9 protein-coding genes are annotated in these 13,284 nt (G+C 68.5%); 1 reads left to right on the top strand and 8 read right to left on the bottom strand.

The genetic code is table 11. The features are described from left to right. A partial coding sequence (locus tag ACFOMP_RS00745) for a dihydroxyacetone kinase family protein (protein ID WP_379027499.1) occupies positions 1-1,241 on the bottom strand: 1,241 nt, incomplete at its 3' end. Further along, on the bottom strand, positions 1,225-2,178 hold the full coding sequence (locus tag ACFOMP_RS00740; protein WP_379027497.1) for a sugar phosphate isomerase/epimerase family protein: 954 nt from the start codon (positions 2,176-2,178) through the stop codon (positions 1,225-1,227). The genes ACFOMP_RS00740 and ACFOMP_RS00745, both read right to left, overlap by 17 nt. A gap of 193 nt (positions 2,179-2,371) precedes the next feature. Between ACFOMP_RS00740 and ACFOMP_RS00735 the strand changes: the two genes are divergently transcribed. Further along, complete coding sequence (locus ACFOMP_RS00735) at positions 2,372-3,064, top strand: GntR family transcriptional regulator (RefSeq protein WP_379027495.1); 693 nt, start codon at positions 2,372-2,374, stop codon at positions 3,062-3,064. A 112-nt stretch (positions 3,065-3,176) separates the two neighbouring features. Here the strand turns inward: ACFOMP_RS00735 and ACFOMP_RS00730 are convergent, their stop codons facing one another. From ACFOMP_RS00730 to ACFOMP_RS00705, 6 genes are all read right to left on the bottom strand, one after another. Then, positions 3,177-3,467, bottom strand: coding sequence for a hypothetical protein (locus ACFOMP_RS00730; protein WP_379027493.1), 291 nt, complete (start codon positions 3,465-3,467; stop codon positions 3,177-3,179). Positions 3,468-3,861: 394 nt separating this feature from the next. Beyond that, a complete protein-coding gene (locus tag ACFOMP_RS00725) occupies positions 3,862-4,299 on the bottom strand; it encodes a hypothetical protein (RefSeq protein WP_289896336.1) in 438 nt (145 codons plus the stop codon). After that, positions 4,296-8,903 (bottom strand): RHS repeat-associated core domain-containing protein, encoded by a 4,608-nt coding sequence (locus tag ACFOMP_RS00720; RefSeq protein WP_379027491.1) that lies wholly within the window; start codon positions 8,901-8,903, stop codon positions 4,296-4,298. The genes ACFOMP_RS00725 and ACFOMP_RS00720 overlap by 4 nt, the downstream gene beginning before the upstream one ends. Before the next feature lie 5 nt (positions 8,904-8,908). Beyond that, the gene (locus ACFOMP_RS00715) at positions 8,909-9,334 is read right to left on the bottom strand and encodes a DUF1795 domain-containing protein (RefSeq protein ID WP_289896338.1); all 426 of its coding nucleotides are present in this window, start codon (positions 9,332-9,334) and stop codon (positions 8,909-8,911) included. Beyond that, positions 9,334-11,289, bottom strand: coding sequence for a type VI secretion system Vgr family protein (locus tag ACFOMP_RS00710; RefSeq protein ID WP_379027489.1), 1,956 nt, complete (start codon positions 11,287-11,289; stop codon positions 9,334-9,336). The genes ACFOMP_RS00715 and ACFOMP_RS00710 overlap by 1 nt, the downstream gene beginning before the upstream one ends. Before the next feature lie 95 nt (positions 11,290-11,384). Next, on the bottom strand, positions 11,385-13,283 hold the full coding sequence (locus ACFOMP_RS00705; RefSeq protein WP_379027487.1) for a serine/threonine-protein kinase: 1,899 nt from the start codon (positions 13,281-13,283) through the stop codon (positions 11,385-11,387). Position 13,284 lies beyond the last annotated feature (1 nt).

Here is a 13,284-nt window from a genome sequence, read left to right as displayed (position 1 = left end):
TCGCCCGCCGCCGCCGCCGCCGCCCGCGACCCGCGCGCCATGCCCTGGCCGTGATCGCCGTCGCCCGCCTGGGCGTCGATCTGGCCCAGCATCTCCTCGGCCTCGGCCAACGCCTCGGCCAGCCGGCCCAGAAGCCGGGCAATGCAGGCCCCGGCCCGTTGCGACTCGGCCGAGCCCGGCGCGATGGCCTGCGCCGGCGCGACCTGCGGCGCGACGGCGTCCTGCGCCCCGGTCGCGGCAGGGGTCACATTGCCCTTGCGGAAGGCCGGCGCATCGGCGGGCGCGCGCCAGTATTCCTCCAGCTCGTCGTCGAGCCAGAGGATCGACAACGAGCATCCCGCCATGTCGAGGCTGGTGACGAATTCGCCCACCTCCGGGTCCACGACGGTCAGCCCCTCGGCCTCCAGCCGTTCCGAGAGGTGGTGCCAGAGCACGAACAGCTCCTCGTATTTCGTGCAGCCCAGCCCGTTCAGCACCACCGCGACCCGGCCGCCATGGCCCTCCGGGCGCTCGGCCAGCAGCGGCGCCAGCAGCAAATCGGCCATGTCGGCGGCGGATTTCATCGCCTCGGTGCGGATGCCCGGCTCGCCATGGATGCCAAGGCCAAGGGCGACGCCGCCCTCCTCGACCCGGAACAGGGGCGCCCCCTGCCCGGGCAGGGTGCAGCCGTCGAAGGCCACGCCAAAGGACACGCTGGCGGCATTGGCGCGCTGCGCCACCGCCTCGACGGCGTCGATGTCCAGCCCGGCCTCGGCCGCCGCGCCGGCGATCTTGAAGACCAGCAGATCCCCCGCCACGCCGCGGCGCTTGCCGCGCTCGGCCAGCGCGGCGCTGGCCACGTCATCGGTCACCGCCAGGATGCGGGCGTCGATCCCCTCGGCGCGCAGCCGCTCGGCCGCGGCGCCGAAATTCAGCACGTCGCCGGCATAGTTGCCAAAGCCCAGAATGACGCCGCCGCCGCGATTGGCCGCCCGCGCCACCCCGGCGACGGCGCTGGTCGAGGGCGAGGCGAAGACGTCGCCGGCCACCGCCGCATCGGCAAGCCCGGCGCCGACATAGCCCAGGAAGGCCGGGTAATGCCCCGAGCCGCCGCCGATCAGCAGGGCCACCTTGCCCTGCGTGCCGGGCGCCGCGCGCACCGCGCCATGCGGGACAGCCACCACGCGGCCGCGATGTGCCGCGCAGAACCCCGCAAGCGCGGTCGCGGCGAAATCCTCGGGATTGTCAAACAGTCTGGTCATGGCGGCTCCTCCTGCCGGCAAGGATGGTGCGGATATAATCGCGGTTCTGCGCGCAGACGCCCAGCCCGTCGCCGCCGTAATGCTCGACCAGGAAGGGGCTGTCGAAGCCCAGGTCCAGCGCCGCGTTGATGGCAGCCCGCCAGTTGATCGTCCCGCCCAGAAGCGGCGCGGGATGGGTCATCACCTGCCCGGTGGCGCTGTCTTCCATCCGGTAGTAGTTCTTGACGTGCCAGTAGCCGGCAAAGGGCAGGCACAGCCGGATCATCTCGGCCCAGGGCTCGACGGGGCGATGCAGGCGGATCAGGTTGCCGATGTCGATGTTCAGCCGCACCGCGGGATGGTCCACCTCGGTCACGAAGCGCACCGCGTCGCGCGCGGTACCGAGATAGGTGTCCTCGTACATTTCCAGCGCGATCGTGACGCCGCAGCCCTCGGCATGCCGTGCAAGGTCGCAGATCCGCTCGACCGCCAGCCGGTAGGTGGCGGGATCGTCGGGGTTGCGCGGCCCCTGCTCGGTCCAGAACCAGGTCGCGCGCTGCTGCGCCGGGGTCAGCGGCCCGAAGAAGCCGAAGCTGACATGGCCGACGCCCAGCTCGGCCGCGGTGTCGATGACCCGGTGACCATAGGCAAGATGGTCCGCGCCATGCGCAGGGTCGATGACGCTGCGCCGCGAGGTCGAGATGGCCGGGATGCCCAGCCGCAAATCCCTGCAAATATCAAGAAATTCCGCGCGCCGGGCTTTGTCCAGGTCGGCGATCCGCAGCCAGGAATCGGTGGGGTCCACCGCGTCGAATCCGGCCGCCGCCACCTCGGCCAGGGTCGCGGCCCAGGTCTCGGCCGGCGCGTCCTGCACCAGGCTGCCGTCAGGCAGCATGCCGGGGAACGGGATCATCGCCGCGGCAATGGGCCAGGTCTCCGCAGTCCACGGGGCGCTCATGACCGGGCCCGCGCGATCCGGACGACACTTGTGAATGACGGCATCTCTCCCTCCCCCTTCGAATCATCCCCTGCCCTGTCCTAGCGCATGACTTGTCGATCTTCAATTATTCTGTATGCAGAATGCAAAAGGCATGATTGACTTGCGCAGCGGCTCTGCGTAGCCAAGACAGATCTGAGGGAGGGAAAGCAGCGTGGACGAATCCAAGGCCCGGACGGCGGGATTGCCCGATACGCCGAACCGTATCGAGCGGCATTCGCTGCACGAGGCGATCCTGACCCGCCTGCGCGACATGATCATCGAGGGCGAGCTGGCCCCCGGAACCCGGATCAACGAGGGCCAGGTCGGCGCCTTCCTGGGCGTCTCCCGCACTCCGCTGCGCGAGGCGATCAAATTCCTGGCCAGCGAGGGGCTGATCGAGCTGATCCCCAGCCGCGGCGCGGTGGTGAAGAAGTTCACCCCCAAGGAGGTGCGGGACATGATCGACGTGCTCCGCACGCTGGAACAGCATGCCGCCCGCCGCGCCTGCGAGGTCGCCACCGATGCCGGCATCGCCCAGGTGCGCGATCTGCACGACCGGATGCTGGACTGCTATCGCCGTCGCGACCGGCTGGCCTATTACAAGCTGAACCAGGGCATCCACACCGCCATCGTGGCGCTGGCCGACAATGCGGCGCTGGCCGATGTGCATGCGCTGCTGCAGACCCGGCTGAAGCGGATCCGCTTCATCGGCCACGAGGGGCCCGAGAAATGGGCCAGCGCCGTCGCCGAGCACGAGGAGATGATCGCTGCGCTGGAGGCGCGCGACGCCGACCGCCTGGCCGCGATCATCGGCCAGCACCTGGACCAGGCCTGGGAGCGGGTGAAGCACGCCCTGGCCGACTGAGGCCGCAGCGGCGGCGACGGGCAAGCCGGCCCTTCACGACATCGCCCGGCTGGCGCCATGCGATGAACACACTTTGCATGCTGCTGTTCTACGGCGCCTTCGGGCTGCACCTCTACTTGCTGCGCCGGCGGAAGAATCGCTTCAAATACAACGGAACATTATCCCCGGAACTGCGCAGCAAGGCGCGCTGGTTCGAAAGCCAGAACGCGGCAAGCCTCTGTTCGAGGCTGTCGTGCCAGATCCGGTATCGCTGCGGCGGACCCTGCTCGGTCTCCAGCAGCATCGCCTCGGCCAGGTCGCGGATGACGACGGAGCCTTGGGGAAGCGGCTCCGGCCGACTGCCGGAAAGCATAGGCGCATCGGCAAGGAACCGAACCGGGTCGAGCACCTGATCCGTATCCATGTCAGGAACCGGGCATTCTCAAGCGACACCAGCACATCGCCTGTTCTCGGGGGTTCATCGCAATGACCTTGGACCGGAGTTTCAAAATTGCCAGCCCACCCGCCCTGTGGGCGAGCAGCCGGTATTTTTTGGATCATCTGTCTTGATGAACGATCCGAACCTCATCATTGCCCATCTTCGTCACGAGATAATCGCCGTCGGGCGCGCAGGTTCTCTGCATTTTCCAAACGCGCAGGATAGACCCCTATCCCGGTTACATCTCTGTATCATTGCAAGATCCGCAGAACTTTCGCCGCGACAAGAAAATCGTCAACCGGGATTCTCAATGCCGCGCCTGCTCGCGCGGGCAATTCCCATACTGCGCGACTGTCCCTGCCTCAAAAATAATCCCGAACTATCTTACAAGATCCCACCATTCATCCTCCTTGAACGAGGGGTCCAGTTGTCCATAGCCCGATCCCAAGAACTGCGTTTCCAGAACGACGTCTGCGTGCCCCAAATCCATAGGCTCCGAGCCATCTGCAGCAAACAGAAGATGGTTGGATTTCAGGTCGAGGAGAAGGGGCCTATACAGGATCTGCCCGACAACGATGGCATCCTTCAGCGCGATCTGTTCAAGCCAGAATTGATTTGTGGACAGGTTGCGATTTGCAAACAGGTCCACCGATCCGTATCGCCCTCCATCACTGATCGCCAGAAACTCGTCCCAGAAGGCCGAACCGGAATTCGGCCGAGCGATCCCTTCCGGCACATCCCCAATCAGCGGGGCGGCCGGTTCGTTACGCAGTTTCTCCCTCAACGCCTCTATGCGCTGTCTCAAGCGGTCGTTCATGGTGGTCCTACAATATCGATAACGATCGGTGTGCCCGGCGGCAGATTTCGAATCTGCGGCCAGATCTGCTGGGTGCCGATATGCCAGTTGGTGAAGCTGTCAAGGAATCGCAGATTACTTGCTGCATCCGGACCGTTCAACTGAAGCTCGTGAACATGATCCGGCTGCATCCGTTGCGTTATCCTCTCGATGAGCTTGTTGGCAAAGGCGGGATTTCTTTCTCCATACTGGTTCCATATCCGCCGAATCATGTCCTGCCGATATGCCCGTGTGACCGAGGGATCGCGCGACACGGGGCTCGTGGCACGAGACAACAGGCCCTGCTCGCCCAACTGCTGAAGTGCCTGTGCTTTCCTTTGGAATTCGACGCGGGGCATCCTTGGATCATATTCGACCGTCACTCGATGCGGGACCGTCCCACCGCACCCGTTCAGCCCCAGCGGGTCCACCCAGCCGTTCGGATCGCCGACATAGCCCTGGGGCCGGAAGCCGCCCTCGAGGCCGATGGGGTCGGGCGCCAGGTATTGCGCCGCGTCGGGGTCGTAATAGCGGAAGCGGTTGTAATGCAGCCCGCTTTCCGGGTCCTGGAACTGGCCCTGGAACCGGATCGGGCAGTCCGGCGCCGCGTCGTCATTGGCGGCGCGGCGGCGCAGATCGGCGATCTCGCCCCATAGCGACAGCTCGGCCCGCCAGACCACCTCGGCACCGTCCTCGGAGAACATCTCGCGCGGGGTGCCGATATGGTCGGTGACGATGTAATGCAGCGCCCCGTGCTGGACCTGCGCCAGCGGCCGGAAGCTGCCCGGCTCGTAGACCCAATGCCGCGCCGCCTGCCATGCCGCGCTGCCGTCGGCAGCCAGCGGCACCTCGGCGATCAGCCGGTCGCCCTCCCATTGATAGGCGGCGCCCTGGCCGTCCGACAGCCGCGCGACCCGGCGGCCGAACGGGTCGTAGCGATAGCGCCAGCGCCGGCCCCCGGGCGTCTCCAGCCCCACCAGTTGGCCCAGCCCGTCCCATTCCATGCGCCAGATGCGCGGGCGGAAACCGGGCTCCTCGATGCGTTTCTCGATCACCCGGCCGCAATCGTCGTGGCGATAAAGCACATTGCCGCGCCGGCGCACCCGGCCGGCGGCGGTCTCGACCGACCGGGCCACGCCCGCCTCGATCACCGCCGCGAGGTTGCGGGCCGGGTCGTATTCGAACTGCTGCAGCGGCGCCTTGTCGCTCAGCCGCGCGGTCACCTGGCCGCGGGCGTCGTAGCGGTTCTCGATGCTGCCCATGCTGCGGTCGTGGATCGCGGTGGCGCGGTCCAGCCGGTCCCAGGCATAGCTGCGATGCAGCCGCGCGCCCATGCGGGTGGCATCGCCGAAGCCGCTGGAGGCGCCCAGCCGGCCCAGCCGCGCCTCCTCGGGCAGGCGGGCGAAGGGGCCGGCGATCTGCTCGGCCAGGTTGCCGGCGAGAGTATGGCCCTGCGACAGGGCAAAGCCGGCCTCGGAATGGCGCAATTGCTCAAGCCCGCGCGGATCGTGGCGGAAGCTCAGCGGCTGGTGCCCGGCGACGGTCAGCGCCACCGGCAGGCCGGCGCGGCTATAGGCGGCGGTCAAGTGCAGCACGTCGCCCGAGCGCGCGATCCTCTGTCCCGCCAGGTCGTAATCCGAGGCGATCTCGCGCCCGTTCAGCCGTTCGGCGACCACCCGCCCCAGCGCGTCGTAATCGTATTCGACGGTCGCATCGCCGTTTTCGGCCCGCACCAGAAGGCCACGCTGGTCATAGGCGAAGCGGGTCTCGGACAGGCCCTGCCCGTCCTGCACCCGCATCCGCATGAGCCGGCCGGAGGGCGACCAGTCGTAATGGCGCTGGCTGCCATCGGGCGCGGCGGCCAGGATGACCCGTCCCGCAGCGTCCAGGGTGTAGCGGGTGACCAGGCCGGAATAGTCGCGCTCGGCCACCACGCGGCCGGCGGCGTCATAGCAGTATTCGTAACGCTCGCCCCGTTCGTTGACGACGGCGGTCAGCCGCATCTCGCGGTCATGCTCCATCCGCAGGCGATGGCCCTTGGCATCCACGGTCTCAAGCGGCAGGTCGAAGGCGCCGTAACGGTAATGGCGGGCATTGCCGTCCGGGTCGATGATGGCCGAGAGCTGACCCTCGACATCCCATTCGATCCGCGTCACCGCGCCGTCCGGGCGCTCGACGGCGCGGACATTGCCGCGCGGATTGTCGGAGCCGCGCGTCACGTCGAAGCGGGTCGCGGCGCCGATCTGGTCGGTCGTCCACAGCAGCCGGCCCTCGGTATCGCGCAGGCTGCGGACCTCGTTGCCGTCCGGGTCGCGGAAACGGTTCGGCCGCATCAGCGGGTCGTAGAAGATCCGCTCCTGCACGTCGCCGGGCATGTCGATGCGCAGCACCTCGCCCTTGGCGCCAAGGCCCAGGCTGGTGATGCGGTTCAGCGCATCGGTCGTGCCGACCAGATTGCCGTGGCCGTCGTAACGGAACGCGCTGCGATTGCCGGCCGGGTCGATCACGGCGCGCAACAGCCCGTCCGGGCCATAGTCCCATTGCGTCACCGCGCCCTCGGCGTCGGTGGCGCGGATCAGGTTGCCCGAGACGTCATAGGCGAAGGTGCTGCGCCCGCCCAGCGGATCCACGCGCGCCGTGACGTGGAAGGCCCGGTCCCATTCGGTCAGCCAGACCTGCCCCGTCGGGTCGGTCTCGCGCCAGACCACGCCGTCCTCGGTCCAGTCCCAGACGGTGACGGCGCCCTCGTCGCTGCGGGTGACGGTGCGGCGGCGCGCCACGTCATAGTCCAGCGTGCCGCCGGCATGGCCGCTGTCGGACCACAGGCGCCGGATGCGGCCGTCCGGCCCGTATTCGTAATGGACATGCGTGTCCTTGGCGTCGTGCCAGCCGGTCAGCCGGCCCTGATCGTCATAATCATAGCGCAGATCGCCGGTCTGGGACGAGCGCACCTGCACCAGCTGCCCGGCCCGGTTGTAGTCCCAAGCAAAGACGCAATCCTCGCCATCGGCCGCGTCCAGCACCGCGTGGCGGATCAGCCCGCCGGCGCTGTGGACGGCCAGGGCGAAACCGTCGGAATGCTCGACCCGGCGCAACCCGTCCGGGCCATAGAGGAAGGCGATGCGGTTGCCGTTGCGGTCCTCGATCCGGGACAGGCGGCGGGTGTCGGCGCCCTCGTCGGCAAAGACCAGGAACAGCCGGCTGCGACGGTCGTGGACGAACAGCTCGGCCGAGCGGCGGCCCAGCAGCTCCAGATGCGGAAAGCGCAGGTTGTGGCTCATCACCTCGTCGCCGGGGGTGTGGAAGGTGATGAGCGTGCCTTCGTCGTTCTGGAAGGTGACGGTCTCGGGATCCATGCGCAGCTGCTGCGCCCAGGTGCCGGCCCAGCCCTTGCCCTGGATGCCGGCGGACTCGACCGCATGGGTGCGTTGCAGCACCAGCGGGATGGTGCCGGGAATGGCGATATCGGTGCGCGTCTCCATGAAGCGGCCGGTGGCCACGTCCACCGGGCAGCCGAAGCCGGTGCGGCAGCCGTTCGGCGCCTCGCCGGCATGGGCGGCCGAGGGATCGCCGCCCTTGGGCTTGCGGCCGCCGATGGGCAGCAGGTCGGCGGCGATCACGGCAAGATTGGCCAGCCGGCTCTGCCAGCCCACGTCGATGGCCAGCGCGATGGCGCTGGTGTCGATGTCGATGGCGATGTTGGGCACGCCGTCGTTGATGGTGCCGTCGCAGGTGGTCTTATGGCCGATGCGGGCAATGGGCCAGTTGTTGGCGAAGACCGTCTCGGCCCCCTCGGCCACCTTCGAGACCGCGTGGTCCGAGCAGTCGACGATATCGTTGACCCGCGCCACCGGCTTGTTGCGGAACCAGACATTGGCCGAGCCGGTCTTGATGGTGCCCTTGTTGGTGCCGTATTGCCCGGCGACCGAGGCGAAGCCGAAGCCGATGCCGCCCACCAGGCCCGCCGCGCTGGCCGCCGCCACCGCCAGCATGATCGGCCCCAGCGCCGCGCCGGCCGTCGCCACCACCAGCACGCCCACCGCCACCGCCGCCACCGCGCCCAGCACCATGGCCCCCAGCGACCAGCCGCTGACATGGGCGATGGGATGGCCGACGGTCGCCGGCATCTCGCCATCCTCGGCGATGCGCTCGAAGCCCATGGCCTCCATCGCCCAGCCGCCAAGCGCCTCGCCGGCCTTGAAGCCGATGAAGCCGGCGACCATGCCGGCCGCGACCGCCGCCGCCGCGGGCGCCGCCGCCGTGGCGGCGGCGCTCAGCACCGCCGTGCCGGTCAGTCCCGCGCCCATCGCCGTGCCGGCGCCATAGGCCGCCGCCATGGCGACCGGCGCCACGGTCAGCGTGTTCTGCACCGCGTCGGAATTATAGGTGGCGATGGCGGAATCGACGCCCTGCTCGAAGCCGTTCGGCCCGGTCTGCGCATTCGAGGCGTCGATGGCCTGCTGATGGTAATCGCTCAGCACCGGCGCCGTGTCGGTGCCCTGTCCGCTTGCCGGGCCGCCCTCATGCCCGCGCCGGCTGGCCACGCGCCCGGCGCCCAGGGTCATGCCGTCGAGCCAGCCGCCCATCGCCCTCAGGCCCCCACCGTTTCCAGTTGCAGGGTCGAGACGATGCGCCGCATCTCGGCCTGCTGCGCCGCGCTCATCTCGCCCCCGGTCGAGGCGGTCAGCACCAGCACCCGGCCGCCGCTGGCGCTGACGGTGGTGATCAGCTGGTGGATCGGCCCCTGCTTGGCCACCCAATGGCATTCGATCTCGATCGCGGGGACGCCGTTCACCGACAGTTCGCGCCGGGCGTCGATGCGGAAATCCTTCAGCGCCTGCGCGGCCTGTTTCGCCTGGTCCTCGACATATTCCGCGAAGCCCATGCCCCAGGGCATGTCGTCGCGGGTGATGGTCAGCGACACCCCCGGCCCCGCCGGGTTCGAGGACACGACATTGATGGTCCGGTCCTGCCATGCGCGCGGCAGGTCGATGCTGCCTTCATTGATGCGATACATCAGCCCGCTGAATCCTTGTTGAGATGAATCATTCCGGCCACCTGGTCCAGCACGCCCTCGGCCAGGGTGACGCGGGTCGAGCCGAATTGCAGCACGATCCCGTCCTTGGTCATGGTGATGGTGCCGCTGCCGACCTTGAGCGTGATGGCTTCCTTGGCCTCGGCGTAAATGGTCTTGGCGGTCTGCTGCATCTTCAGGTCGGAATGCAGCGAGACCAGCTTCTTGGCGGTGGCGGTGATGTCGTCATCGGCAGAATAGGCGATGACGCCCGGCCCGGCCTTGCCGGCCACCGCCGTCTCGGTGATCTTCGTGGCCTGGCTGGCGCGGGTCAGCGCCACCGTCTCGGTCAGGTTGCCCGAAGCCACGGCCTTGGTCTCGTCCCCGGTCTGCACCGTGATGGCGCGGTTGCCGTTTTCGACCAGGGTGGATTCGTTGTCCTTGATGACCCGCTCCATATCCTTCTGCGCGTGCAGGAAGATCTTTTCGGTGCCATTGGCATCCTCGAAGCTCAGCTCGTTGAAGCCCGAGCCCTGGTGGGTCTTGGTCTTGAAGCCGCTTTTCGTCTTGCTGGCGGGCAGGCCGTAGATATTGCCGTTCTGGCCGTTCACCACGCAACCGGTGACGATGGGCTTGTCGGGATCGCCGTCGATGAAATCGACCACCACCTCCATGCCGATGCGCGGGATCACCACGCCGCCCAGCCCGTTCCCGGCCCAGTTCTGCGCCACCCGGCAGCGCATCGAGATCGCGCCCTCGAGATCCCAGTGGAACCGCACCAGGATGCGGCCGAACTCGTCGCAGTCGATCTCGCCCTCGCCGACCACCATGGCGGTCTGCGGGCCTTGCATGACCGGCATGGGCGTGCGCCGCGGCGGCACCATCGGCGCCTTGTCCGGCATCAGCACATAGGCGCCGGAAAAGGAATAGCCGTCGCTACCCGCCCCGCCCGAGCCATAGGCCTCGGAGACGAAATGGTGGCTGGCCGACAGGCACAGGAACCGTTCGCCCGTGCCCGGCACCTCGTCGCCGCCCAGGGTCACGGTCTTGCCCGAGCCGAGCGCCAGGCAATCGCCCATGGCGCGCACCCGGCTGTCGCCGCCGCGGAACTGCTTCATGCGCCGCTGGGCGATGCGCCGGCCGGTCGTCTGATCCGGGAAATCGCCGGGATATTCGAAACTTTCCAGCTGACCGAAGGCATGGGCGGCATCGCCCAGCTGGTCCACCTCCATGGCGGCGGTCGGGGTCTTGAAATTGTAGTCGATCAGCCGCGTCGCGCCGGTGGTCAGGTTGCGCTCGGCCGACCAGTCCCAGAAATGCTCGCCCTCGGCCTGATGATGGCCGTCATAGGACTTGTAGGGCCGCAAACCGATGGTCTCATGCGCCAGCACGTCGTCGGTCAGCACCATGGTATGGCTGCCCGAGGCATGGCGGAAATGGAAGCTGATGCCATGCCGCTCCATCTGCCGGCGGGCGAAGTCCATGTCGGATTCGCGATATTGCACGGTATATTCCAGCACCGGGTAATCCTCGGACAACTGGAACTCCAGCGCCGGATCGCCCAGCGGGGCGTAATCCGCGAACAGTTCGGTCAGGATCTGCACCACGGTCTTGTTGTGGAAGATCCGCTGGTTGCGGCGCCGGCTTGCCAGCCACAGCCAGGGCCGCAGGGTCAGGTCGTAGCGATGGCCGTTTTCGCCCACCCCGGCCCAGCGGGCCTGGGTCACGATGCCGTCGAACTGGCGCGGCCCGGCCCGGCCCTCGATCTCGACCGTGGCGTGGGTGCCGATCAGCGCATCGAAATCGACCTTGCTGTGAATGGCCAAGGCCTCGACGCGATAATCGAAAAGCTCGTTCAGATGATCCGAGCCGTCGAGCCGCAAAAGCGCCAGCTCATCAGGCCCCAGGGCCGTGGTCAGGCGACCAAGACGGCCTGTCTGCTTGAAAGGGACGTTCACAAATGCCTCCACTCAATGCATCACCATTCATAACGCCATTCGCCGGGCATTCAAAGCGCGGCCGGACGGGGGTGGACAAAATCCGCCGCCTTCCCTTACGGCATCGCGATGGGCTGGACCGCGATCGAGGGCGCCTCGCCCGCCGCGCGCAACTCCTCCAGCACCCGCGGCAGCAGCTCCTCGGCCGGGACGCCCGAAGGCGCGGCGGCCACCGCCGCGATCGGCGCATTGGTGGCCAGCGCGATCAGAAGATAGGATCCCGTCCCCGCCGGCCCCTGGGACAGCGCGAAGCCGAAGGAACGGCCGCCGCCACCAGCATCGCCCAATTGCGAGGACAGGTCGTAGATCTCGCCCGAGGGTGGCACGATCAGCAACCAGAGATTGCGCCCCTCGCCCGCATCGACCGAGCCGCGGATCTGCAGCCGGTCCCCGGCAGCGCTGGCCTGCGCCTGCAGCATGACGGGCGGGGCGGGGCGGCCGGCGATCTCGCGCAGGAAAGCCAGCGTGGGGCATTGCGCATCGCTGACCAGACCGCGTTGGACCGAGGGGCTGACGCCGAACCGGCCGCCATAGGCCGCGACCACCGGCGCCGGATCCAGGTCGGCCGGACCGAGAAAGCGGATCTGGCCGGCATTCGGCCCGGCGGCGATCCGGTCGGCCAGCACGCAGGCCGGCAGGGGCTGAGCGGCCAGGAACCCTTCGCGGGTCGAGATGTCGCGGGGCACCAGATCGGCGGCGGGCGGCGGCTCGGGCGGCGGCGCAACGCCGGCGGGGCGCAGCATGAGCCAGCTTACCCCGCCCGCCGCCGCCAGCAGCAGCGCCGCGGCCGCAACCAGCGGCCAGCGGCTGCGGACCACCGGCTGGGGCGCTTCGGGGGCCTCGACCGGCGGCGGCGGCAGCGAGGCGCCGAAGGGGCTGGCGGAATGCGCCGGCCCGCCCAGGCCCGAGCCCTGGCCGAAGCTGCCGGTCAGCCCCTCGGCCGCCGGCGGCTCGTCTCCGCCCTGGCTCCAGAGCGGCAGGCGATAGCGCGAAGGGATCAACGACGGATCGTCCAGCATCCGCAGCACCGCGCCCATGTCGGCCGGCCGCCGCGCCGGGTCGGGCTCCAGCATGTGCTGCAGCAGCGGGAACAGCCGATGCGAGATGCCGGTCAGGTCCGGGATCCCCTGCCGCGCGGCCGAGGCCGAGACCACGGAATCGCCCATGTCCAGCGGTTTGCCGCGCGCCGTCGCCGCGACCAGCAGCGCCAGCCCGTAGACATCGGTGCGCGGCCCGATCTCGCCACCCCAATGGCCCAGCTGCTCGGGGGCGATATACTTGAACTTGCCGGCGAAGCGCCCGGCCAGCCCGTCGCCCAGCTCGGTGGAGCGGGCGATGCCGAAGTCGATCAGCACCGCCTCGTCGATGCGGTCGTCGCGCAGGATCACGTTGTCGGGCGAGAGATCCCGATGGGTGACGCCGCGGTCATGCGCCCGCATCAATCCCGTGCCGATGCGGCGCGTCAGCGCCAGCACCTCGGCCTCGGCCAGGGAACCGTCCTGCTTCAGCCGGTCGCCGAGATGGCGGCCCTCGACGAATTCCATGATCAGGCAATAGCGGCCCAGCCCGGGATCGAGGACGAAATTGTGATAGCGCACGATCGATTCGTCGCGCAACTGCACGAGCACCCGAGCCTCGCGCCGGAACATGTCCAGCACCGCCTCGTCATTGGCCAGGCCCGGCAGGATGACCTTGACCGCCACCGGGTCGCCGGTGAAGACGTTCTCGGCGCGATAGACCTCGCCCATGCCGCCGGCGCTGACCAGGCCGAGGATGCGATAATTGTTGTTGATCAGCGTGCCTGCCTCGACCAGCCGGACCTCTGGCTTGCTCGCCTGCGCGGGCTGGGCGACGACGACCGTCGGATCGGCGGCGGACGGCTCGGGGGCAGCCATGACCGTGCGGTCGGCCGCGTCCGGGGCGGCATCGGGCTTGTCGTCCTCGGCCTCGGCCATG

It is taken from the genome of Paracoccus simplex (assembly GCF_042648325.1).
GTDB classification, from domain to species: Bacteria; Pseudomonadota; Alphaproteobacteria; order Rhodobacterales; family Rhodobacteraceae; genus Paracoccus; species Paracoccus simplex.
This window is presented reverse-complemented; position numbering and strand designations above follow the sequence as displayed.